This window comes from Roseibium marinum (assembly GCF_002906165.1).
Lineage (GTDB): Bacteria > Pseudomonadota > Alphaproteobacteria > Rhizobiales > Stappiaceae > Roseibium > Roseibium marinum.
The window spans coordinates 16,103-39,844 of the sequence record NZ_PPCN01000003.1 but is presented as its reverse complement, the minus strand read 5'-3'; the positions used below and the strand labels follow the sequence as shown (position 1 = coordinate 39,844).

The following is a 23,742-nucleotide window of genomic DNA, read 5'->3' as shown; positions in this document are numbered from 1 at the left end:
TCAGCTCTCCATCAATGAGGCAAATGCCAGATTGAGCTGCTTGTCAGCCTCGACATGGCGTGCGTTACGGCTTTGAAAAGTCAGGGATAAATCAGCGGCCTGCTGCCGGTAAACGGCCAGTGCCCCGCACAGGGCGTCGCGCGCCGGGCCGCCGGGCCGGTCGCGCACCTGGACAAAATTTTCCGCGGAAGTGGCTGTCTTGAAATCGGTCTCCGACAGGGAGGTTGCCTTGCCGGTTTCACGCTCAAAAGCGGCCGCGAACGCGGCATATCCCTTTTGCAAGGGCTGGTGGTCGGCGATGACCACGCGAGCGGTCGCCGCCGCGATCTCGTGGGCCTGGCGAAAACTCAAGGCCTCCTGGCGAACCAAAGTATCGGCGAGCTCGGTAATGGTAATGCAGGCGGCATCGGCATTGCGGGTGACGTTGTCCGCATCTATCTGGCAGGATGGAACAAAGGCCGTCAGCAATTGCAATACGCGGCCACCGCTCTCGAAGGCCGCATAGCCGGCCTGCTGGACTTCGCCTTCGCTGTCGTTCATGTCGGTAAAGGGCGTATTGCGCATGGTGTCGACCATCATGTCGCATCGACCGGCGGTCACGGCGGCCAGATGGCGCATGTGTTCAATGGGCACCGGATTGCGTTTTTGCGGCATGATCGAGCTGATCTGAACAAAGCTGTTGGGTACATAAAGCTGGCCAACCTCGAATGAGGACCAGAATGCCATGTCCTGTATCAACCGCCCCAGGTGCACAAAGACAAGTTTGATCGCGGAATAAAGCCCGGTCACATAGTCAACGCTGGCGATACAGCCGTAGGAGTTCAACAACGGCTCTTCAAAGCCGAGCAGCTCCGCCATGCGCTGTCTGTCTATGGGAAATCCGGAGGTTGTAATCGCGGCCGCCCCCATGGGGCAGTGTTCCAGACCGCGGGCCGCGGCTTCCAGACGCGCCATATCGCGCAGGATGACTTCGATAGCCGCCGCAAGATAATGACCGAAGGTGGAAGGCTGGGCGGGTTGGCCGTGCGTATAAGCCACAATCAGTGTTTCCGCTTCCTCCTCCGCCTTCTGGATAAACGCATGACAGAGAGCCTGCATCTGCTCCAGAAGGACTCTGGTTCTTTGCCTGAGCGCCAGCTTGAACAGCGTGTGGTCCATGTCATTGCGCGAGCGCGCGGTATGCAGCATGCCTCCCAGGTCTCCGAGACGCGCCTTGAGGGCCGCTTCGACAACGAAAAAGTAGTCCTCGTGCTCTCCGGTGTACTGGAGGGACGCAATGTCGGTCTCGGCTTCAATGCCGGCCAACGCCCCGGCTATTTCGCTGGCTTCGCTGCCGCCCAAAATGCCGGTTTCCGACAGCATCACCAGATGAGCTTTGTTTATCGCGGACATATGGGCCGCATAGTGGGTCTTCACGCCCTCAAACAGCGGTGCGAGAACGGTTTTCTTGTACGTCGGATCAGGAAACTTGGAGATGTCCTTCATCCTTTGAGTCCTGCCATGACCACACCTCTGATAATGAAACGCTGGAAGATAAGGAATACGACGAGTGTCGGGATTGTGGAGATCGCGGCGCCGGTCATGATGAGTTCCCAGGCGACATCGACCTCGTCGCCGAAGCCCGACAGGCCGACCGGAATAGTGTACATTTCGACGGAATTGGTCACGACCAGCGGCCACAGAAACGCTGTCCAGTTTCCAAGGAAAACGAAGATGGCGAGAGCAGCCAGGGCGGGTTTGACCAACGGCATGGCGACGGTCCACCAGATCTGGAATTCATTCAGCCCGTCAATCCGCGCGGCTTCAATGAAATCGTCGGGCACACTTTCGAAGAACTGTTTCATCAGGAAAGTGCCGAAGGCCGTCATCATACCGGGGAACATGATGCCCCAGTAGCTGTCGAGCCAGCCGAAACTCTGGCTCATCAGGTACCATGGGATCACCAGCATTTCGGTCGGGATCATCAAGGTGGACAAGATGGCAATGAAGACCAGCTGGCGCCCCGGAAACCGGAACTTGCAGAGCGTATAGCCGACGAGGCTGTCGAAGAAGAGGTTCGAGACCGTCGTCAGAGTTGCAATCAGGAGAGAATTCCAGAACCAGCCGTAGAACCGTCCGTCTTCAAGAACATACAAATAGTTCTCGAGCGTCGGTTCGTCGGGAACCAGATTGATGTTGTAGACCTCATGAGGCCATTTGAGGGATGTCGAGATCATGTAGACAATCGGCATGACCATCGCGATGCCGCCCGCGAACAGGAGCAGCCAGCGCAGGAATTGCCCCATGTTCCGTTGCCGGCGAACAGGCGGATCGGCGAGAACGGCCGATGTTGTCGGGTGAATATCCAAAACGGTCATGGATCAATCGCTCCTCAGCAGGCGCAACTGAGCGAGGCTGATGACTAACAGGATCAGGAAAAGAACGACAGTTTGCGCTGCCGCGTAGCCCATGTTGAAACCGTTGAAGGCCGTGTCATAAATCATGAGGACCAGGGGTTTTGTGGAATTGAGCGGCCCACCGGGATTGTTGGTGGTCATGTTGTAGACGTGGTCGAAGATCCGAAGGAAGCCGATCGAGGAAAACACAACGATGAAGACCATCGTCGGGCGCAACAGAGGCAGCGTGATCTGGGTCAACACCGTCCACCAGCCAACGCCATCGATCTTGGCGGCTTCATAATAGCTCGTCGGGATCGCCCGCAGGCCGGCCATGAATATGATCACCTGGAAGCCGAGACCTGCCCAGATTGCAGGCGCGAGAACCGACGGCAGGGCGATTGTTGTCGAGTTCAGGAAATCGATCTGGGAGATGCCGACGGACGCCAGGATGTTGTTGAACAATCCGATGGGCACACCCTGATAGAACCAGCGCCAGACCCAGGCCATGGCCACCGCGCTGGTCATGAATGGCAGGAAATACAACATGCGCAGGGTACTGTGAAGAAAGCGCGTCTTGTCCAGATGATAGGCGATGATGAAAGACAGCACCAAACTGAAGGGTGTGCCAATGATCAGGTATTCAAACGTATTCGCGAAAACTTTCCAGAATACGGGGTCGTTCCAGAGCTTTATATAGTTATCCAGACCTGCCCAGTTTCGTTCACCCAGCAGGTTCCAGTCCTGGAATGAAATCAGGATCGCATTTCCAGTCGGGTAAAAACGGATCACCACATAAAAGAGCACAGGCACGGTCAGGAAAGTCCAGGCCCAGACAATCTGCTTGTGACGGATTGATAGGCTGCGGTAAAAACTCATGGCTGATCGTCCAAAAGTCGCGTGAAAAATGGGAGCCGGTTCCCAGGCGATGGTGACATGGGAACCGGTGTTGCGACTTACTTGTAATATTCGTCCAGCTTGAGCTGTTCAGCCTTCGCGGCAACGTCCAGGCTTTCCGCAGGATCCATATTTTCAAGGGTGATCCGGCCGACCATATCGACCATTTCCTGCCGTTGAGCGGATTCATCGGCGAACTTCGTCGTATGTGCATAGGCCAGACCGCGAATGAAGGGTCCGAAAACCGGGTCGTTCGCGTTCGCCTCCGTCATTCCGACGGACGGTTTTGCCGGCAGTTCGCCGACGACGTCCAGCCAAACCTGCATCGCTTCGTCGGAGGCAATGTATTCCATGAATTTGACAGCGGCATCGTAGCGCTCGCCCTCCGCCTTCGTGGTGATCGCATTGACCCAGTAAGACGAGTAATTCGAGCGGGTCCCGTCAGCCGCCGCCGGAAGTTCCGCCACACCCCATTTCAATCCGCGAACATCATTGAGCGAACCGATACGGAAAGAACCGTCGATGTGCATCCCGGCACGGCCGGCCTTGAAGGCTGCCTGGGGTTCGTCCATGAAGGTGGAAAGCGTGACTTTGTGGGTCTGTTCAAGATCCGTGTAAAACTTCAACGCAGCCAAACCGGCTTCCGAATTGTAGTTCACGGTCTTGTAGTCGTCGACATAGGGGTCGCCGCCAAATTGGCGGACCAGGACTTCGCGCCACCAATGGTGATCCTGCGCTGTCATGCCTGTTGTGATGCCCACCTGGGTGATATTGCCCGCGCCGTCCAGTTTCGTCAGCGCCTTGGCGGTCTCCACCAGTTCGTCCAGGGTTGCCGGAGGGCTTTCGATACCCGCTTCCTTGAACAGGCGTTCGTTGTAGAACAGGGCAAGACTGCGCACGGCTGTCGGCAGCGCATAATATTTCCCGTCCAGTTTCATCGCCTGAACCATCGGGAAAAATTCCGCGTCGATTTTCGCGGGATCGAACACATCGGCCGGCAGCGGCTGGATCAGCTTGGCTTCGACATAGTCGTTCAGCCAGCCGTAGAAGAGCTGAACGACATCAGGCCCTTCACCCGCGGGAATCGCGGCAGCCACTTTCGTGCGGTAATCCGCGTAGGGAAAATGGGTCATCTTGACGGTGATGTCCGGATTTTGAGCTTCAAAAGACTCAATAAGCTGTTCCATCGCCTTGACGCGGGCATCGAAGAAATACTGCCAATATTCGATTTCGACCGCGGACGCCGTGTTAGCCATCAATGCCGCCGCGGACGTGAGACCGGCCAATGCGAGTGTTCTGAGATATCTTTTCATCGTTGTGCTTCCCCTGCTCCACCTCTGAGTGGCGAATGTGTCTGTAGTGTCTTGTACGATCTATGCCGCTTTCCCAAGCATTAACTCAATTCACTTGAGCATTCAAGTCAATTGAGTTAATGCTTGGAAATGACGATTTCGAAACCACCCATAGGCAGCAATGCCGAACGGTCGCGGAGCTCCAACAGGCAGGCGGTGCTCGGGTGCATTCAATCCGCCGGCGAGATGGGGCGGGCTGCTCTTGCCCGCTCGTTCGGCTTGAGCACACAGGCTGTGAGCAACATCATTGCCGAACTTGAGGCGGATGGCCTCCTGATCGAACGCGGTGTTCGCGCTCTGGGACGCGGTCAGCCGGCAATGCAATATTCCGTGAATCCAAAGGGCGGTTATGCACTGGGCATCGAGGTGCGTCCCGATGCGGTCTTCATGGCCATTCTGGATCTGTCCGGAAAAGAGGTGTCCAGCCAGCGCAGTGTTCTGAAGTCCCTTGAACCTCGGAAAGTTGTCGCGCAGGTGCAGAAACTTCGCGCTGAAATGCTGCAAAAATCAGGTATCGAACCCGACCGTGTCCTGGGGGCGGGCGTGGTAATGCCCGGGCCTTTCGGCCAGACCGGACTGTCAGGCAACAGCTCGGATCTACCCGGCTGGCAGAGCATAGATGTCGCAAGGCTTTTCAGCGAGGCTCTGGGGCTGGCCGTGGAGCTGAGCAACGATGCCAATGCCGCGGCAATGGCGGAGCGTATCGGCGGCGCCGCGCACGGGCTGTCCAATTATGCCTACATCTATTTTGGAGCGGGCCTCGGTCTTGGACTGGTCAACCAGGGGCAACTGGTTGCAGGGGCTTACGGGAATGCCGGAGAGATAGGTCAAATCCCGATATTCACTCCAGACGGACCGATGCCGCTGGAAGCCCGTTTGAGCCGGATTTCAGTTCAAAGACGCCTGGCAAACAAAGGCGCGCTGGATGTCGCGGCCTTGGGCGCGCTGATGGCCAGTGAAGATGCCGACCTTCTCGCCTGGCTTGACGATGCCTGTGCCGCGCTCTCCCAGGCCGTGATGATTATCGAGAACCTGTTCGATCCGGAGACAATTATTCTTGGAGGAGCGATGCCGGGCAGCATTCTGGATTTCATGGTCTCGAATGTCGATCTGCCTGTTCTTTCCGTCGGCAACCGGGAGGACAAAACTCTTCCACGGTTACAGCGGGGCGCAGCAGGACGGATGACGGCAACACTTGGTGCGGCGTCCCTGGTCCTCAATCGCGCCTTCACACCGCAAGCAGCAGTCCTTTAGCCCCCAGTTTTCGCGCCGCGTGCGCGGTGAATTCTTTGCCATTCAGGAGACGTCATGCCCCTTTCAGACCGGGACCGGATCGCCCAGGAAAGACTAAGCCCTCGTATCGTTGAGCTTTGGCGAGCCCTTGTGCCTCTGCGATCCGTCGTTTCATTCATGAACACCGGGGCACACCCCGACGACGAAATGTCGAAAATGCTGGCGGTTCTGGCGCTGCGCGACGGTGTGGACCTCAGTTACGCATGTTCGACGCGCGGCGAAGGCGGACAAAACGACATTGGCACCGAGACCAGCGAAGTGCTGGGCGTATTGCGCACGGCCGAGATGGAGCGGGCAGCCGATGTTCTGGGTTTGCGGCTTTATTGGCATTCCGAACATCCGGACGACACGCTTTTCGATTTCGGGTTTTCCAAGTCCGGCAAGGAGACGCTCGACAAATGGGGCAAGGAGCGGACGCTGAAACGCTTTGTCGATATCGTACGCCTCGAGCGGCCCGACATCATCTGCCCTACCTTTCTCGATGTTCCCGGTCAGCATGGCCATCACCGGGCGATGACCCAGGCCGCTCACGAGGTTTTTGCCCTTGCCGCCGATCCCGGATATTCGAAGAGTTCCCTGCCAGCCTGGCAGGTCAAGAAACTTTATCTGCCCGCATGGTCCGGTGCCGGCCAGGCTTACGATGACGATCTGCCCCCGCCGCCGGCCACGCTGACAATAGAAGGCGATGGCGTTGATCCTGTAACCGGGTTCAGTTACGCGCGCATAGGAGAACAGAGCCGCGCTTTTCACAAGACCCAGGCGATGGGAACCTGGATCCCCGCCGGCAGCGAGAAAAACTGGCCTCTCCATCTGGCGAAAACCCGCGTCGACGTCCCGGACCGGAGTGTCTCTTGCGGACTTCCGGCAACGCTTGCCGATCTCGGTGAGGCTTCATGCCTGAAGGAAGCCCAGACCTGTATCGATGCGGCGCTCCAGGCTTTCCCCGACTATGACGCGGTTCTTCGTCACGCGAGCGGCGCTCTTGAGGCGGTCGAGCGGGCAATTGCCGAGGATGCCGCACCGGAATTGGTCCATAAACTGCGCCGCAAGCGGACGCAGCTTGCGCGGGTCATCCGCGTCGCCTCAGGCATTGAGGTTCGGGGCCGGCTTTCACACGATGAACTTCAACCCGGCGAACATGCCGATGTCCGGATTGAAATGCGCCCCGGCGCTTCACAAAACGCCGGCGTGACGGTGAAGGTCGCGGAAGGCTGGCAGTTCAAGGACGGAAAATTGACTGTGGGAGCACAGACGCGGTCAAACCCGTATCCCGCCGTCTATCTGCCCGATGAACCGGCCGCTCCCTGCCTGCGTGTTTGTCTGAACACTAATGGAGTGGACAGTGTGAGCGACCTTCCCCTGGAAGTTCCGCCGCAAATCCTGCCCAGCCGTTCCGCCGTCCTGTCACCGCTTTCGGAGGTCCTGAACCTGGCCGCCCCCCGCCGGAAAATATATGTCGATCTGAGCGAGGTTAAACCTGAAGGCCTCGTTCCCTCGCTGCTGCTCCCCGAGGGGTGGCAAGCCGAAACCACGGAAAACGGCTTTGAGATCAACGTGCCGGATGATGCGGTTCCCGGAGCGTATTGCGTCCCCTTGCTTCTCGACGGAGAACCGGCTCAGACCGTTCACAAGGTCTCTTACAATCACATCGCACCGCGTATTTTGCTGCGGCCAGCGGAGCTCGGGATCGAAGTCCTTGATGTCGCGCTGCCCAACGTGCGTGTCGGTTATGTCGGTGGCGGCAACGACCGTGTGGGCCACTGGTTGAAACAGATGGGGCTGGATGTCGTGGACCTGGATGACCATGTCCTGGCGAGCGACAAGGATCTGGCCGAATTCGACGCGATCGTGATCGGTATTTTCGCGATGAGATTTCGCCCCGGCCTGGCGGCGTGCATGCCCAGGCTTCACCGCTGGTGTGCCGCCGGGGGGACACTCGTGACCCTCTATCACCGGCCCTGGGACAATTGGGATCCGGACGTCATTCCGCCAAAACGCCTTGAAATCGGCCAGCCGTCACTGCGCTGGCGCGTCACGAACGAGCGCGCGCCGGTAACAGTGCTCGCACCGGACCATCCTTTGTTGTCGACACCCAACACTATTGGGGACGCGGATTGGACCGGCTGGCACAAGGAGCGCGGGCTTTATTTCGCCAGGAGCTGGGATCAGGCCTATGTTCCCCTCATCCGGATCGCGGACCCGGATGAAACACCCCACGAAGGGGCTTTGCTGGCGGCCGATATCGGTGCGGGACGGCACATCCATTGCGCATTGAACCTGCATCATCAAATGGAAAAACGAACACCGGGCGCATACCGCCTGATGGCCAACTTTCTTGTCCGCCGTTAGGTCGGCGGAACCAGGGCACAATCTGAGCGGTGCCGCATGGCTGATTGCCGACATGGCCCTGAATATCTGGGCCCTGACGATCGTCAAATGGCTTGGGTTGGGCTATCCGGTTGCCCAGCTCGTGTTTTTGCGGGCGTCGATCGGGTTCCTTTTGCTGCTGCCGTCCGCCTGGCGGTGGCGCGACCGGTTTTTGCATGTGCACCAACTGCCGCTGCACGTGTTGCGCGTTGCATTGTCAGCCTTGGCGCTCAGCGTGAGTTTCTTCGCACTATCGCGGCTTCCCTTCGCGCTGGTAACGGCAATCGGTTTCACCAGGCCTTTCGTGATGATGGTGATGGCGGCGGTTTTTCTATCGGAAACCATCGGCCCGCGCCGCTGGATCGCGGCAGGAATTGCCTTTCTCGGCGTTGTGATCGCCGTCGATCCGGGGCTGGTGTCCTTCACTTGGGGGCTGCCGGCCATGGGAGCAGCGGTGTTTTTCGGCAGCGCCGCGGTGATCGTCATGCGGCGCCTGGTCAGCGTGCCCAACATCGTGCTGATGGTTTTTTATACCGCCGGCCTGGCCATCCTGACCGCTCCTTTTGCCATCGTGGCCTGGGTCGATATTCCGGCGAACCACCTTGCCCCGCTGCTTGGCATCGGCCTTTTTTCGCAAGGCGCGCAATATTGTTTCTTGAACGCGCATCGGCGCGCGGATGCAGGCTATCTCGCAATACTTGGATATCTGAGCCTTATATTGACAACGGTCGTCGGCTATCTGGTTTTCGATGAAATCCCAAGCCTCCGCTTTGGTCTCGGCGCGGTGCTGATTGTCGGCGCCGCACTCTGGATCACCAGGGCGGCGCGGTCTTCCCGGGTGTCCCGTTGGACAGACCGCTTCGACACCAAGGAGAAGTAAACCTTGGGAACGTCCGGGTTAATGTCCGGGTGAATGTCCGGGCGCTTGTGCGTGACCGGTTCGCGGAGAGAGGGCTCGTCCCTGCGCCCCGGATCAAGCCACCTGCTATTGCCTTCCCTGCCGATCCGGCAGTTCTTCAGGATCAATGACCGGCATCTCTCCCGTTTCCCGTGCGGGCTGAACCATTTCCGTGTCACCGACAGGGGCCGGGTGGAGAATGCCGTCGCAGTCCGCCAGTCTTCGGGCGTTTACGTCTTCATCCGCATTCCGGGTCTCGGTTTCCTCACGCTCGGGATCGATCTCGCAGTCTCCCGGCGGTTCTTCGGCGAAGGCCGGAGGGGCGAGAAGCGCGAGCAGGGCCGCGAGCGTGGCGAAGCTGACCGGAACGAGTGTCCCGCCGTTTTCCCTATTTTCTGGGCGCAGCATGGTGTTCTCCATCGGATTGATCCTGATAGGGAAACGCCTTGGGAACCAATCGGTTCAAAAAAGAACGGTGAAAACGCCTGGTCACCCAAGCGAGGAGACCCTTCTCTGCGCCGTCCCGGCCAGGCGCAGCGCGCAGGGAGACCTGGTTCCGGCGGGTCTTTTCAGTGTCGAGATTTCAGGTGCCGCGAGAGGTCCGGATCTGTTTCCACACCGCCGGCTTTCAGTGACCGAAGACGCGCAGGAATTCGCGCATTGAAAGGAGCGTGATCAGAACGCCGACCATCAGCATCATCGGCCGGTCCGGCATGTGCCGGACGACAAGCGCGGCCAGGGGCGCGGCAAGCACGCCGCCAAGGATCAACCCAAGGATGATCGGCCAGAGTTCGAGACCGACCGTCAGGAAAAACGTTCCCGAGATCGCGAGCGTCACGAGAAACTCGCTAGCATTCGCCGAACCGATCGCGGTGCGCGCCACGCCGCCCTGGCCGATGATGCTCGACGTCACGACGGGTCCCCATCCACCGCCGCCGATGGCGTCCAGAAAACCGCCGGCGAGACCGAGCGCGGGCAGCATACGGGGTTCGGCGGGCTGGCGGACTTTCCCCCGCGCTGCTTTCCAAACGATCCAAAGGCCCATTGCGGCCAGATAAACCGCGACCACGGGGCGGATGCTCTCACCGTCGATGGATGACAGAACCATAGCGCCGCACACACCGCCCACAGCGCCGGGAATGGCGAGCCTGACGACAAAGCTCATCCGAACGTTGCCGAAACGCCAGTGAGACAGTGCCGAAACACCGGTTGTGAACACCTCCGCCGCGTGAACGCTTGCGCTGGCGACCGCGGGCGAGATTCCCAGTCCGAGCAGGACAGAGGTGCTGGCAAGACCGTAAGCCATGCCGATTGCGCCATCGATGAGCTGCGCGGCAAATCCAACTGCGACGAAGAGCAGAAAATCGGACATGCAGACCCCGGACCTTATCGCCGCAAGTTGGAAGACGCACTGTCAGGACTTATGCCGAAAGTGCCTGCCTGTTGCGCCACGAAATGCTCTTCTTCGTCAGGTGCCTGCCCGCTGCCGCTGTCGATGGCCGCCGCCGGAGGCCTGGACACCAGCAAGGAGAGCAGAATTCCACCTGCAAGAAGTGCAAGCGTGATCGTCAGGGACAGCGTTGGCGGGAATTTCTCGAGACCGAACAGGTCGGACAGAAAGATTTTGCTGCCGATGAAGACGAGCACCAGCGAGAGCGCCCCCTTCAGATAACAGAAGCGGTCGATCATCACGACCAGCACGAAGTAGAGCGCGCGCAGGCCGAGGATCGCGAAAATATTGGACGTATAGACGAGATAGGGCTCGGTGGTGATCGCGAATATGGCCGGGATGGAGTCGATTGCGAATATGACATCCGCGGTCTCGATCATCAGCAAGGTCAGGAACAGCGGCGTTGCAAGCAGATGCGGTCCGGACCGCACGAAAAACCTGTGTCCGTGCAAAGCCGGAGTGAGCGGCAGCCATTTGCACGACAGACGCAGCACCGGGTTCGATGCGACATCGAAGTCCTGCTCACGGGCAACAAGCATCCTGATGCCGGAAAAGACGAGGAAGGCGGCGAAGCCGTAAAGCACCCACTCGAACTGCGACACGATGGCGGTGCCCGCCCCTATCATCAGACCGCGCAGCACGATGACGCCCAGAATTCCGTAAATCAGAACCCGGTGCTGAAGCTCCTTCGGAATGGCGAAGTAGGAGAAGATCACCGCGATGACGAACACATTGTCCAGCGCCAGGCTCTTTTCGACGACGAAACCGGTGACGTAGAGCATCGCGGCCTGCGCCCCGAGCATCAGCCAGATCCAGAGGCCAAACAGAAGGCCGAGGCCGATATAGAATATCGACAGGAGGAGGCTTTCCCGGGGGCCGATTTCATGCGGATGACGGTGCAGGACGCCCAGATCGAATGCCAGCAAGCCCAGCACAAGTGTGAGAAACATACCCCACATCCATACGGGTTCGCCCATCACTTCAGCGAGCAACAGGGTCATGTCAGAGGTTCCACCAGCGCCATTATTCAACACCGGGCACATGACAGGGCTGGCTTGTCGTGCTGGGAACTCATATGCGAGCGAAGATCACGTGGGATGATGGCAAAAGCTTTGCAAGTGGATTTCGGGACGGTAGACCGAATTTTCAGCCGGAGTACTTTCGCATTCGCCTGAACCCGTCGGTCGCCGGAAGACTTCGCGCCCGGACACTCCCTTTTTGGGAGAGGTCCGAAGACTGAAAAAAGCCGCAATCCAGGCAACGCTGTTCACAATCCCGGCAAATTCACGGCGTGAAAGACGGGGGCAAATATATTTTTCGTCTAATTGCCTGCCGATACCGGAGCCGTAACATCCGCGCAGGACCGGGATCTGCCGGAAAGGGTAGCGAGTGGTCGCACCTCCGCAGATCCAGACGGTTCGTGCCTTTCGAAGATACTTCCGAAAGGTGTTGGAGTGCGGATTGATGTCCCTGAATACCGAAGAAGACACCGAACGCGGCCGGCGTCGCGTGCTCACGCCCGGCAGCCTGCTTAGCGTCGTTTCGGCAACTGTCCTGATCGACAGCCTGATACTCGTCTTCTCATGCCTGATCATATGGTCTGTGGGAGGCTATCTGATGCTTTCCCTCGTGCCGTTCGGCATCCTGACCCTGGCGGTCGCCCTGCCTGCGGTCTGGGCCTGCGTCGCCGTGGCCGTGTTGGCCTTCCACGCCGAAACGGATCCTGAAAACAACTGACGGCGACGGCTCACCGCAGATCTCTACGTCTCCTCGCGAGGGTCGCTTGAGACCTGCCGCAACGGCGCGCGGCTGAAGTCGTTCGCGGCTTCCGTCGCCTTGCGCAGCAGGCGCATGAATTCCACCGTCTCCACCTCGTCAAGGCCGCTCAGGATGAGTTCCTGCGCGGTCTCAACCGCCGGCGTAATCCTTTCCAGGGCGGCTTCGCCGGTCTCCGTCATGCGCAGCACGCGGGCCCTGCGGTCCGTGCCGCTGATCTCGCGGCTCAAAAACCCCTTCTGCACCAGCCGGTCGACCACACCCGCGATGGTCGTGCGGTCATAGGCGATCAGACCCGCCAATGTCGCCTGATCGATGCCGGGATGCGTGCGGACCCTTACAAGCGCCGCATACTGGACCGGTGTCAGATCGAAGCCGGTGCTTTCGACCTGCGCATGAAACACGGCAACAGCGATCTGCTGAAGGCGGCGCACCAGGTGGCCGGGCATGTCATTAATGTCTTTCAAGGCGTTCCTCGAACCTTCCATCTAAATTGACAGTATACTGATGATCAGTATACTTATTAAATATCGGATCTGTCGAAGCCAGTGTCAGCATCGCGACAGGTTTGTCAAAACGGGAGGCTGCCTCCGGCGAGGATGGCCGAGACGGAACGGGCGGAGGAACAGTCCATGCAATTTCATCTCAACGGTTTCAGGACCGGCGATCCGGACATCTGCGCGCAGACGGATACCACCGGCATGCCGGCGGACAGCGATGAGCTTCCGGGGACCGTCGATGTCCTGATCGTGGGCTGCGGTCCGGCCGGACTGACGCTTGCCGCCCAGCTTGCGGCCTTTCCTTCCATCCGCACCCGGATTGTCGAGCAGAAAGCCGGACCGCTTGAACTCGGTCAGGCCGACGGCATCGCCTGCCGCACGATGGAAATGTTCCACGCCTTCGGCTTCTGCGAAAAGGTGATGAAGGAGGCCTACTGGGTCAACGAGACGACTTTCTGGAAACCCGACCCGGACCGGCCGGAAACCATCACCCGCAGCGGGCGGGTTCAGGACGTGGAGGACGGGCTTTCCGAATTCCCGCATGTGATCCTCAACCAGGCCCGCGTGCACGACTTCTATCTCGATATCATGCGCAAATCGGCGAACCGGCTGGAGCCGGATTATTCCAGGCGCCTGGTGGATCTTGCGGTCGATCCGTCCGCTTCGGCGGGTGACTATCCGGTCACCGCCCGCCTGGAGCGGACCGGTGCGGGACATGAAGGAAAGACGGAGACAGTCAGGGCGAAATACGTGGTCGGCTGCGACGGCGCGCGCAGCGCCGTCCGCAAGGCCCTTGGGCGCGAACTCACGGGAGATTCGGCCAATCAGGCCTGGGGCGTGATGGATGTGCTCGCCGTCACCGATTTTCCCGACATTCGGTTCAAGGCGCTTGTCCAGTCGAAGTCCGAAGGCAGTATCCTGATCATCCCCCGCGAGGGCGGCTATCTGGTGCGCATCTATGTGGAGCTCGACAAGCTCAATGAAAACGAACGCGTCGCCGGACGCAATATTAGCATCGACCAGCTGATAGCCGCCGCACAGCGGATACTCCATCCCCATGCGCTGGATGTGAAGGAAGTCGCCTGGTGGTCGGTCTACGAGATCGGCCAAAGACTGTGCGACCGGTTCGACGATGTCGCGGACGGCGAAGACCGCCCGCCCCATGTCTTCATCGCCGGCGATGCCTGCCACACGCACAGCCCGAAGGCCGGTCAGGGCATGAATGTCTCCATGCAGGACACGTTCAATCTCGGCTGGAAACTTGCCCATGTTCTCCTCGGCCGCAGCTCCCCGGCTCTGCTTCACAGCTATTCTGAAGAGCGCCAGGAGACCGCGCGGATGCTGATCGAATTCGACCGCAATTGGTCGAGGATGCTGAGCGCCCCACTGAAATCGGAGAGCAATCCGGATGGCGTCGATCCGGAAGACGTGCGCAGGCACTTCGTCGCGCACGGACGCTATACCGCCGGCACGGCAACGCAATACCGGTCCTCGACGCTCACCGGCAGTGCAGATCATCAGCATCTGGCCACCGGTTTTCCGGTCGGCATGCGCTTTCACTCCGCCCCGGTGATCCGCCTGGCGGACGCCAAAGCGGTCCATCTCGGCCACACGCTCAAGGCGGACGGGCGCTGGCGTCTCTTCACCTTCGCAGGCGCCGAAGATCCCATGGCGGAAAGTTCCACGATCCGCCGCCTGTGCCTGTTTCTTGACACGGCACCGGCTTCGCCGGTCAGAAAATACACGTCGAAGGGGGAGGACATCGATGCGGTCCTCGACATGAGGGCGGTATTCCAGCAAGGCCATCGCGATCTCGACCTGAACCGCCTGCCGGCCTTCCTGCTGCCGGCGAAAGGCCGTTACGGGCTGCGGGACTATGAAAAGATGTTCTGCCCGGACCCGGTGAGCGACATTTTCGCCATGCGCGGCATCGACCGAACCTCGGGCTGCATGGTGGTTGTCCGTCCGGACCAGTATGTCTCCCTGGTCCTTCCGCTGGATGCCCATGCGGACCTTGCCGCGTTTTTCGACAGGGTTCTGCTGAGTGGAGTGAATTAGGATCAGGTGTCGGTGTCGCCCGCAATAACCTGCAAGGCCTCCATGACCTGCTCCGCCGCACCGCCACGGCGACTGGTTGGAAGCAGCCAGAGGGAGATGGCCTCCCCCGCCGGCGCTGTTTTCGAAAATGGCGCGACCAGGGCCCCGGACGCCAGATAGGGAGCGACCAGCGCCCGGCGTGACATCAGCACACCCGCCCCGCTGAGGGCTTCCTGAAGGGCGAGCGCATAGAGGGAGAACACCGGACCGCGCGGCGCGAAACCTTCACCCGGCATGATTTTTTCCGCCCAGGTGCTCCAGTCCCCGGCCCAGGCCGTGTCCGTCAGGCACACGGCTTGTTTCAGGTCCCACGGCTTTTTTAACGCCCTTGCGACTTCCGGCGTGCAGACCGGCAGAAGCTCATCCTCCGCAAACCGGATACTGCCGTGGGGTGAATGCGAGCCGTAAAAGAGGCAGAGATCAAACGGGACGCGCTTCAGGTTCGGCGGCCGTTCCAGCGCCGTCACCGAGATATCGATGCCGTCCAGACGTTCGCGAACAGCGGGCAGTCTTGGCGCCAGCCAGAGCTGAGCCAGGGCGGGCAGCGCGGCGATATGCACCTTTTGCGGCGCGGCGTCACGCTTGAGGTCCCGGACAGCTTCTCCCAGCATGTCGAAGGCCGCAATGAAACCCTGCAAAGCCCTTTGTCCAAGAGGCGTAAGGCTGACGCCACGGGCCTGCCGCACAAAAAGCGCCGCGCCGATTTCCTGCTCCAGAGATTTTATCTGCGCGGCCACCGCGCCTGCTGTCACATGAAGTTCCTCGGCGGCCGGAGCAAAGCCGCCCAAACGCGCGGCGGCTTCGAAAGCCTTCAGCGCATTGAGGGACGGAAACCGGGGGACTGGCGGTGAAATCGACATGGTAAGCCTTAATTTTTCTAGGCCTTATATTTCTAAAATCTGGTTTGCGGCCGGGCAACCCCTCGTCCAGTCTTTCGGTACGTTTCCACTGGAGTTCAAGCATGACCGCTCTTGACCTATGCCCCTGGCTGCCTTCTGTGGCGGCTGCGCGTATCGATGAAATCACCGGCCGCACACAGGCCATGTCGTCGGAGCAGGTCGCCTTGCGCATCGAAACGCTGGCGCAGGAGAACCGCAAGATCCACGAGCGGGACTGCTTCAACCTCAATCCGGCGACAAACGTGATGAACCCGAGAGCGGAGGCTCTGCTTTCCAGCGGCCTGGGTTCGCGCCCGTCGCTGGGTTATCCGGGCGACAAATACGAGATGGGGCTGGAAGCCATCGAAGAGATCGAAGTGATCGCGGCCGGGCTTGCTGCGGAGGTCTTCAGGGCAAGATACGCGGAAATCCGGGTCCCCTCGGGCGCGCTCGCCAATTTCTATGCATTCATGGCGACGACAAAACCGGGCGATGTCATCATCGCGCCGCCGGCCTCTGTCGGCGGGCATGTCACCCACCACGCGCCGGGCTGCGCCGGTCTGTACGGTCTTGAGATCCATGAAGCACCGATAGACCCGGACGGCTACACCATCGATCTGGACGGGTTGCGGGAGCTTGCTCTGAAGGTGCGCCCCAAACTCATCACCATCGGCATGAGCCTCAATCTTTATCCGCACCCGGTCGCTGAAATCCGCGCCATTGCCGACGAGACCGGAGCCAAAGTGCTATTCGACGCCGCTCACCAGTGCGGCATGATCGCCGGCGGTGTCTTTTCCGATCCGCTCAACGAGGGCGCCCACCTCATGACCATGAGCACATACAAGAGCCTGGGCGGCCCCGCGGGCGGGCTGATCGTCACCAACGACCGGGATCTTTCGCGGAAGCTCGATGCAATCGCCTTTCCCGGCCTGACCGCGAATTTCGATGTCGCCAAGTCGGCGGCGCTCGCCGTCACGCTGCTTGACTGGCGCGAGCATGGAACGGCCTATGCCCGGATGATGGCCGCAACCGCCCGGACGCTCGCGGACGCCCTGGCGGCGGAAGGCCTGCCGGTGTTCGCCACCCGCAAGGGTTATACCGCCTCGCACCAGCTCGCGGTGGAAGCCGCTGCGTTCGGCGGCGGCCAGACTGCTTCGAAAAAGCTCCGCAAGGCGGGATTTCTCGCTTGCGGCATCGGTCTGCCGATCGCGCCGGTGGCCGAAGACATGAACGGTCTCAGGATAGGCACGCCGGAACTGGTGCGCTGGGGCATGCGCGAAGAACATATGGCGGAGCTTGCCCGGATGATCGCGGAAGCCCTGCGGTCCAACGATCCTGAGGCCATGGCCGGACGGGTGGCCGACTGGCGCCGAAGCTTCGACACGCTGCACTTCATCTGTCAATAAGATGCACCGCCGGTGATCCGTTTAAGGCAGAATGTTCTTCGCTTCCCGCGACAGCCAGGAAAACGCAGGTCCCGGGAACGCATCCTTGACCGTGATGCATTCCACCGGCGGGCTCCAGTGCCTGTGCTCGAATCTCAGCTTCAGTGGCGCAAGCCGGCCCGCGGCTATCGCATCGGCGGTGAAGTGTTCGGGAAGATAGGCCCAACCCGCCCCTTGCATGACCAGTTCACCAATGGCGTGAAAGCTCGTTGCGTACCAGACATTTGTCGACAGGGGCGGAAACTGGTCGAGAGCGGTTCCCTGATGGCTGCGCAGCAGCAGCTGGCGGTAGGGCAGTAGTTCGTTGGCACCGATTGTCTCCACCTTCGCCAGCGGATAGTCCGGACTGCTGACCGCGACGAAGGGGAGATTGCCGATGAAGGCCTGCTCGGTCCCCTTCTGCACCTTGACCATGGAAAACATCAGCCCGATGTCGGCGCCCCCGCTTGTGATCAGGCCTGGTATTTCCGGACTGGCGACGGACAGGCATTCAAGTTGTGTGGCCGGAAACTCCTTGCCGAAGCCGATGAGAACGCGGCTGAGCGAGGGAAGCAGCAGCGCATCGTCAACCGCCAGCCGGATCCGCGCTTCCTGACCGGCAAACACTCTGCTGGCAACGATGTCGAAATCCTCCGCCTGCAAAAGGACAGCGCGCGCGAAGGGGAGCAATCTCTCGCCGTCTTGCGTGAGATGAGGTTTGCGGGTGGACCTGTCGAACAATTCGAACCCGAGATCGATCTCCAGATTCGAAATCCCGATGCTCACAGCGGATTGTCCCTTGCCGAGAACACGGCCCGCCGCCGAGAAACTGCCGGTTTCCCCTGCCGAAACGAACATTCTCAATTGATCCAGTGTGGTCACGAGCGCCCTCAGCTCCATTGAATTTGTCAATGCTAACTAACTTCATTCCATTCGAAAACAACATTAGTTTTCCGGCAGAAAGTTCGACATCAACGGGGTTTCCTCAAAAACAAACCGGAAGCCCGCCAGGAACCAGGTGAATAGGATGAACACGCTGCTGCAAATCAATTCCGGCCTGAAAGGTCCCAAATCGCACTCCTCCAGACTGGCGGCGTCTCTGTCGCGGGCTCTTTTGAGCACACATCCGGGAGCGAAGCTCATCAGACGCGATCTCAGCGAGAAGCCGATCCCTCATCTCGATCACGCGACCTTCCGGACGTTCCTCGATCCGGGCACGGCCATGACGCCGGATCAGAAAGCCGGGCTGGCACGTTCCGATGCGCTCATCGCGGAGCTGAAGGAAGCCGATGTGCTGGTGATCGGGGCGCCGATGTATAATTTCATGGTCCCTTCCACACTGAAATCGTGGATCGACCATGTGGTGCGGGCCGGCGAGACCTTCCAGTTCACCGAGGCCGGTCCGGCCGGCCTCTTGAAGGACAAAGAGGCCTATGTCGCCATTGCCCAGGGCGGAAAATTTCTCGGAACGCCTCAGGATCTTGAAACCGGCTTTCTGAAAATGGTGCTGAACCTGATGGGGATCTCGAAGATCAAGTTCGTCTATGCCGAAGGGCTTGCGATGGGAGACGAGATGGCGGCGGCCGGACTCGCGGCGGCACAGCGGACAATCGATCACCTTTGCGCGGCCAACGCGGCACAAACCCCGGCGTTGGAGACGGAAGCGGGCCTTTGAAACCGTTCGCGCGGACTATCGGTCAGCTTCGAGAAACATTGTTCCGCCCAAGAACCAGCGCCGTGACGAACGGCAGCACCAGCACCATGCCGGTAAATCTTGCTATCTGGTGGGCCGCAACGAAGGCCGGATCGAGGTCGAGCATGTAGGCGAGGATCGTCATGACTTCCAGGCCTCCCGGCGCGTAGGCCAGCAAGGCCTGGCCGAAGGGAATATGCACCAGTTCGGCAACAATCCATGCGCCCAGAAGCGATGTCAGAAAGGCGGCGGCGAACGCACCCAGCGAAGCGCCGAGAACGCTGACGAACTGGCGAAGGGTCATCGTCCCGAACCTGCAGCCGATAAAGGCGCCCATCATCATGAAGCAGGGAAGAATGACAAAGTCCGGCAGCACCAGAACCAGCGCTCCACTGGCATTGAGCCCAGCGCTCATGAAAAACGCGCCGGTCATGCCGCCTCCCGGAACGCGCAGTTTCACAGCAAACCAGCTTGCCGCCAGACAGAGCGGCAGGCCGAACAGGAGATCAACCGGGCCGGACACGATCCCCGCGCCTGCGGTTCCCTCCACCTGTCCATTGGAAGCAACGACCGCAAATGGCAAGACCGCCACCAGAATGAACAGGCGCAGCGCCTGGCTGGAGGCGATACGCGGCAGGTCGGCACCGCGATCCGTGGCAAGGGCGATAACGTAGGAAAGCGCGCCCGGCAGTGCGCCGAAATAGGCTGCCTCTTTCGACCATTTGGCGCCGAAGTGCAGAACGGCGTATCCGGCATAGGTCACGCTGACCATGACAGCTATCAGCATACCCATGGAAACGGGCCATTCGCCGACCCGTTCCACCACATCCGGACTGACACCGGCCCCCATCGAGATGCCGATGACAAAGAACATCACGCCGCGGACCCGCCCCGGAATATGGGTGCGAACACCGCTCAGCGCAGCAACCGAGACGAATACCATCGCCCCGGAAAGCCAGGCTGCCGGCAGATCCATGAGATAAAAAGAGCCGCCGCCAAGACCGGCAATCAGCAGCGTGACCGCCAGCCGCCCGGCGGAAGTTTCAAGCATGGAAAAAGACATCAGGAACCAACGAAAGATACGGGGCTTTGACCCCTTTAGAATCATTGATCATCATTTGCATGGTTGATTGCACCGATCAACATGAACACGGCCGTTATTCCTGCGCAGTCATGACCGGCAGGCAGACTTGAGGAAGATCAAGGCGGCGGATGCCGATTGACGGAAAAATCGGCTCATGATGAAAGATCCGCTTCCTCACGCCATGCGCAACGTTCCGCGCTACACAAGCTACCCGACCGCGCCGCATTTTCACTCCGGCGTGACCGGTGAAACCTATGCCGACTGGCTCGCGAAGCTGACGCCCGACGACTCGCTATCCCTTTACCTGCATGTCCCCTATTGCAGGGAACTCTGTCACTATTGCGGATGCCAAACCAAGGCAACGCTGCGCGAGGCGCCGCTCAAGGCCTACGCGGCGACACTGTTGCAGGAAATCGTTCTCGTCGGCGAGCATTTGAACGAGACGGGACCTGTCCGGCATATTCACTGGGGCGGTGGCACACCCAGCCTGCTGCCAAAAGAAAGCCTGATCGAACTGACCGGATTGATGCGCGTTCTGTTCGATTTCGCTCCGGACATCGAACACGCCATCGAACTGGATCCGCGGCTGGTTACGTCCGGGCTGGCCGAAACGCTCGCCACAATCGGTGTCAACCGCGCCAGCCTGGGCGTTCAGGATTTCGATCCCGGGGTGCAGAAGGCCATCGGGCGTATCCAGCCCCTGGAAGTTGTCGCCAGGGCGGCAGCCGACCTGCGTGCCGCCGGCATAAGCGAACTCAATTTCGACCTGATGTACGGTCTCCCCGGCCAGACGCCGGAAACGGTTCTTGATTCGGTTGAAAAAACCCTGTCGCTCTTACCAGGCCGTATCGCCCTGTTCGGCTACGCGCATGTTCCCTGGATGCGCAAGCACCAGCGGCTGATCGACGAAGCCGCGTTACCCGGTGCAGCCGAGCGGCTGGCCCTCGCGGAGCTTGCCCGCGGCGAACTCCAGAAGGCAGGTTATATCGCCATCGGGCTCGATCACTTCGCGCGGCCCGATGACAGTATGGCTGTTGCGCTGGCGGATGGATCCCTGAAACGCAATTTCCAGGGCTACACCACGGATCAGGGCGAACAGCTTATCGGCTTCGGCGTGTCGTCCATTGGCAGGCTGTCGGCGGGATATGTCCAGAACCGGACGGATGTGGGCAACTGGCGGCGCAGCGTGGAAGCCGGACAGTTGCCCGTCGCCAAAGGGCTTGCCCTTACCGCGGACGACCGGATGCGCGGCCGTATCATCGAGGAGCTGATGACGAACTATGCGTGTGACCTGACGCCGGTGTGCCGGGAGTATGGCCACACGATGCAGGACCTCGCCGATGCTTTCAGGGCTTTGGAAGATCTCGCCGCAGACGGCCTCGTCCGGCTTGATCGCCGCGCCAACGACAATGCGAAAATAGAGGTTACCGAGGCCGGCCGGCCTTATGTGCGGCTCGCGGCGGCCGCCTTCGACGCCTATCTGGCAAACAGCCAGGAAACGGGCAAGGCACGGCATTCGCCGGCGGTGTGATCCCTTGTCCGCGCGGACCAAAAAGATCCCGCCGACGTCGGAAACAAAAAAGCCGCGACATTATCGCGGCTTTTAATCTCGGGCGGGTTTCGCCTCAATGCATGCCGGTCATCTGGCACAGGCTGCAGACCCTGTTGAGATGGATTCTGTCGGCCTTGTCCACGCGGATCACGCCGCGGCGCTTCAGATCGGAAATAACACGGCTGACGGTTTCGATGGTCAGGCCGAGATAGTCCGCGATTTCCTGCCGGGTCATGAACAGCCGCAGATCGTAGCTGTCGTTATCCGGATCGGCCGGTCCGGCGCAGTCGATGCCGCCGCGATCGGGAACAAGATGCATCAGAAAGCTTGCCACCCGCTCCAGGGCCGACTTGCGTCCCAGCAGAACGGCATGTTCATGAAGGCCACGCATCTGGTTGGACAAGCATCGTGCCAGGGTCCGCTGGAGATCATTCGACTGCTCGACGTGCCTCAGGTCGACTTCCTGAACCGTGGCATCCGTCAGGGTCTCCGCCGTGCAGTCGTTTTCATCGCCGTTCGCCAGACCGAAAATGTCGCCCGTCTGCAGCACTTCAACCACCTGGCGCCGGCCATCGGGAAGCAGCTTGTACAGCATCACCGATCCTCTGACCAATTCGTAAAGACGCTTGGCCGGATCCCCTTCGTAGTAGATGACCGCATGGGTGTCATAGTGGACCGCCTTGCCGCCGAAATCCGAAAAGGATGTGGCGACGGATGCGCAAACAGGCGCTCCGCCACGTGCGGCAACTGCGCCCTGCCCCCGGGTACCAACTTCGAGATATGCCATATGTCCCTCCTTCGCACAGAATTGCACGGTGTCAGATCTGCAATGACAGCGGCTGCATCTGTTGCCGGCGCTACATAAGTACCGCAAGCGAAGAAATCCGGCCGCGTTTGCGTGGCATCCCGTCCGACACCAGCAACTTGCAACCCGAACTCTAACTACTTTAATTTTCTGGAGAAATGCGGACGACTGCGTAAGAAAAACTACATATGGGTTGTAATGACGCAGGGAGTTTTACGCCAACGCTGCGCAGATCGCCTCGATCGACAGGGGTTTTCTCAGAACCTTCATGTCCGGCATGTCCCGCAAGTGCTGCGTCAGCTTCGCCTGGGTCTTGCCGGAGATCGCCAGAACCCTCGGCGGCTGCGGCATGAGCGAGAGCATGCGGACGATCTCCGTTCCGCTCACTCCGGGAAGACCGAGGTCAACAATAACCCAGTCCTCCGATGTAAGCTCAGCGCCCGCCAGAAAGGTTTCCCCGTCCGGATAGGTTCTGGACAAACGATCCAGCGCTTCGAGCGCCAGGGAAAGCGCATCGGCAACGGCGTCATCATCTTCAATGATATGAACGACCAACGGACCAAATTCCTCACGTTCCGGCGGCATACCGGCTCCGAGCCAACAACCTAAGCGAGGATGGAGTCAACTGATGTCCGTATAAATGCGTATTCGCATTATTACCTATAAAACCAGAAGGCTGAGGAAATCATCCCCCCGCCTGCCCCCCCAGTACAATCCGGACGAGATCCGCGGCATTTCGCGCGCCGAGTTTTTCCATGATGCGCGCCCTGTGCACCTCGACTGTCCTCGGGCTGATACCGAGCGTTCTGCCGGCTTCCTTGTTGGAGGCGCCGTTGGTGATTTCCTTCAGGACCTCCAGCTCCCGGCGTGTCAGCATTTCAGCGCCGTGAAACGAGAGTATCGTATCTTGCGGCTTGCGCTGCTTCATCGCAGCAATGCTTTCCTTCACCCGCTCAAGAACCGTTTCAGCGGAAAAAGGTTTCTCGATAAAGTCGAAGGCGCCATTTCGGATGGCTTCGACAGCCATGGGGATATCGCCCTGGCCGGAGATGATGAATATCGGTGCCGGATAATTCTCCGCATTCAGCGCCTTGAGGATCTCAATGCCGGATCGGCCGGGCATGTGGACATCCAGCATGACACAGGCGGGCACAGCCTTGCTCGCGGATTTTATAAAGGTGTCGCCGTCCGAAAAGGTTTCGACCACGTACCCTTCCATATTGAAAAGAACCGACAGCGCATCGCGCACCGCAGGGTCATCGTCAACAATGTAAATCGCCTCGGCGTCAGCTTCCATTTGT

Annotated in this window: 22 protein-coding genes; 8 read left to right on the top strand and 14 right to left on the bottom strand. The window is 59.8% G+C overall.

The genetic code is table 11. The features are described 5' to 3' along the window. From argH to CLV41_RS09315, 4 genes are all read right to left on the bottom strand, one after another. The gene (gene argH, locus CLV41_RS09330) at positions 1 to 1,485 is read right to left on the bottom strand and encodes an argininosuccinate lyase (protein ID WP_103222069.1); all 1,485 of its coding nucleotides are present in this window, start codon (positions 1,483 to 1,485) and stop codon (positions 1 to 3) included. Next, positions 1,482 to 2,285, bottom strand: coding sequence for a carbohydrate ABC transporter permease (locus CLV41_RS09325; protein ID WP_208987436.1), 804 nt, complete (start codon positions 2,283 to 2,285; stop codon positions 1,482 to 1,484). The genes argH and CLV41_RS09325 overlap by 4 nt, the downstream gene beginning before the upstream one ends. A gap of 75 nt (positions 2,286 to 2,360) precedes the next feature. Continuing rightward, positions 2,361 to 3,254: a carbohydrate ABC transporter permease gene (locus tag CLV41_RS09320; RefSeq protein WP_103222067.1), complete on the bottom strand. Its 894-nt coding sequence runs from the start codon at positions 3,252 to 3,254 to the stop codon at positions 2,361 to 2,363. Between the two features lie 77 nt (positions 3,255 to 3,331). After that, complete coding sequence (locus CLV41_RS09315; protein WP_103222066.1) at positions 3,332 to 4,585, bottom strand: extracellular solute-binding protein; 1,254 nt, start codon at positions 4,583 to 4,585, stop codon at positions 3,332 to 3,334. A gap of 129 nt (positions 4,586 to 4,714) precedes the next feature. On the opposite strand from CLV41_RS09315, the gene CLV41_RS09310 reads away from it, so the two are divergent. From CLV41_RS09310 to CLV41_RS09300, 3 genes are read left to right on the top strand one after another with little or no spacing between them, the layout of a single operon-like run. After that, positions 4,715 to 5,878, top strand: coding sequence for an ROK family transcriptional regulator (locus CLV41_RS09310; protein WP_235867099.1), 1,164 nt, complete (start codon positions 4,715 to 4,717; stop codon positions 5,876 to 5,878). 54 nt (positions 5,879 to 5,932) lie between these two features. Further along, on the top strand, positions 5,933 to 8,266 hold the full coding sequence (locus tag CLV41_RS09305; protein ID WP_103222064.1) for a PIG-L family deacetylase: 2,334 nt from the start codon (positions 5,933 to 5,935) through the stop codon (positions 8,264 to 8,266). Continuing rightward, a complete protein-coding gene (locus CLV41_RS09300) occupies positions 8,253 to 9,164 on the top strand; it encodes a DMT family transporter (protein ID WP_208987409.1) in 912 nt (303 codons plus the stop codon). Before CLV41_RS09305 ends, CLV41_RS09300 begins: the two co-directional genes overlap by 14 nt. A gap of 105 nt (positions 9,165 to 9,269) precedes the next feature. On the opposite strand, the gene CLV41_RS09295 is transcribed toward CLV41_RS09300, so the two are convergent. From CLV41_RS09295 to CLV41_RS09285, 3 genes are all read right to left on the bottom strand, one after another. Continuing rightward, positions 9,270 to 9,590, bottom strand: coding sequence for a hypothetical protein (locus tag CLV41_RS09295; RefSeq protein WP_146048542.1), 321 nt, complete (start codon positions 9,588 to 9,590; stop codon positions 9,270 to 9,272). Positions 9,591 to 9,810: 220 nt separating this feature from the next. Next, positions 9,811 to 10,554: a sulfite exporter TauE/SafE family protein gene (locus CLV41_RS09290; RefSeq protein WP_103222061.1), complete on the bottom strand. Its 744-nt coding sequence runs from the start codon at positions 10,552 to 10,554 to the stop codon at positions 9,811 to 9,813. A 14-nt stretch (positions 10,555 to 10,568) separates the two neighbouring features. Further along, positions 10,569 to 11,633 carry a TerC family protein gene (locus CLV41_RS09285; RefSeq protein WP_103222060.1) on the bottom strand — a complete coding sequence of 355 codons (1,065 nt, stop codon included), beginning with the start codon at positions 11,631 to 11,633 and terminating at the stop codon, positions 10,569 to 10,571. A 463-nt stretch (positions 11,634 to 12,096) separates the two neighbouring features. On the opposite strand from CLV41_RS09285, the gene CLV41_RS09280 reads away from it, so the two are divergent. Beyond that, positions 12,097 to 12,369 carry a hypothetical protein gene (locus tag CLV41_RS09280; RefSeq protein ID WP_103222059.1) on the top strand — a complete coding sequence of 91 codons (273 nt, stop codon included), beginning with the start codon at positions 12,097 to 12,099 and terminating at the stop codon, positions 12,367 to 12,369. 23 nt (positions 12,370 to 12,392) lie between these two features. On the opposite strand, the gene CLV41_RS09275 is transcribed toward CLV41_RS09280, so the two are convergent. After that, entirely contained in the window at positions 12,393 to 12,875 is a 483-nt protein-coding gene (locus tag CLV41_RS09275; protein WP_103222058.1) for a MarR family winged helix-turn-helix transcriptional regulator, read from the bottom strand. Positions 12,876 to 13,040: 165 nt separating this feature from the next. Here CLV41_RS09275 and CLV41_RS09270 point away from each other — a divergent pair, with 165 nt between their 5' ends. Beyond that, positions 13,041 to 14,966 (top strand): FAD-binding monooxygenase, encoded by a 1,926-nt coding sequence (locus tag CLV41_RS09270; protein ID WP_103222345.1) that lies wholly within the window; start codon positions 13,041 to 13,043, stop codon positions 14,964 to 14,966. A gap of 2 nt (positions 14,967 to 14,968) precedes the next feature. On the opposite strand, the gene CLV41_RS09265 is transcribed toward CLV41_RS09270, so the two are convergent. Next, positions 14,969 to 15,865 carry a LysR family transcriptional regulator gene (locus CLV41_RS09265; protein ID WP_103222057.1) on the bottom strand — a complete coding sequence of 299 codons (897 nt, stop codon included), beginning with the start codon at positions 15,863 to 15,865 and terminating at the stop codon, positions 14,969 to 14,971. A 101-nt stretch (positions 15,866 to 15,966) separates the two neighbouring features. Between CLV41_RS09265 and CLV41_RS09260 the strand changes: the two genes are divergently transcribed. Beyond that, the gene (locus CLV41_RS09260) at positions 15,967 to 17,289 is read left to right on the top strand and encodes a serine hydroxymethyltransferase (RefSeq protein ID WP_103222056.1); all 1,323 of its coding nucleotides are present in this window, start codon (positions 15,967 to 15,969) and stop codon (positions 17,287 to 17,289) included. 21 nt (positions 17,290 to 17,310) lie between these two features. Here CLV41_RS09260 and CLV41_RS09255 read toward each other — a convergent pair whose 3' ends face one another. After that, positions 17,311 to 18,189, bottom strand: a complete 879-nt coding sequence (locus CLV41_RS09255) for a LysR family transcriptional regulator (protein ID WP_208987408.1) — start codon at positions 18,187 to 18,189, stop codon at positions 17,311 to 17,313. A gap of 145 nt (positions 18,190 to 18,334) precedes the next feature. Between CLV41_RS09255 and CLV41_RS09250 the strand changes: the two genes are divergently transcribed. Then, positions 18,335 to 18,982: an FMN-dependent NADH-azoreductase gene (locus CLV41_RS09250; RefSeq protein ID WP_103222055.1), complete on the top strand. Its 648-nt coding sequence runs from the start codon at positions 18,335 to 18,337 to the stop codon at positions 18,980 to 18,982. Between the two features lie 22 nt (positions 18,983 to 19,004). Here the strand turns inward: CLV41_RS09250 and CLV41_RS09245 are convergent, their stop codons facing one another. Next, positions 19,005 to 20,051 (bottom strand): AbrB family transcriptional regulator, encoded by a 1,047-nt coding sequence (locus CLV41_RS09245; RefSeq protein WP_170107154.1) that lies wholly within the window; start codon positions 20,049 to 20,051, stop codon positions 19,005 to 19,007. Positions 20,052 to 20,238: 187 nt separating this feature from the next. Here CLV41_RS09245 and hemN point away from each other — a divergent pair, with 187 nt between their 5' ends. Continuing rightward, positions 20,239 to 21,615, top strand: a complete 1,377-nt coding sequence (gene hemN / locus CLV41_RS09240; protein ID WP_103222053.1) for an oxygen-independent coproporphyrinogen III oxidase — start codon at positions 20,239 to 20,241, stop codon at positions 21,613 to 21,615. Positions 21,616 to 21,709: 94 nt separating this feature from the next. Here the strand turns inward: hemN and CLV41_RS09235 are convergent, their stop codons facing one another. From CLV41_RS09235 to CLV41_RS09225, 3 genes are all read right to left on the bottom strand, one after another. After that, entirely contained in the window at positions 21,710 to 22,423 is a 714-nt protein-coding gene (locus CLV41_RS09235) for a helix-turn-helix domain-containing protein (protein WP_103222052.1), read from the bottom strand. A gap of 231 nt (positions 22,424 to 22,654) precedes the next feature. After that, a complete protein-coding gene (locus tag CLV41_RS09230) occupies positions 22,655 to 23,026 on the bottom strand; it encodes a response regulator (RefSeq protein WP_208987407.1) in 372 nt (123 codons plus the stop codon). Between the two features lie 100 nt (positions 23,027 to 23,126). Beyond that, positions 23,127 to 23,738 (bottom strand): response regulator transcription factor, encoded by a 612-nt coding sequence (locus tag CLV41_RS09225; protein ID WP_103222051.1) that lies wholly within the window; start codon positions 23,736 to 23,738, stop codon positions 23,127 to 23,129. Positions 23,739 to 23,742 lie beyond the last annotated feature (4 nt).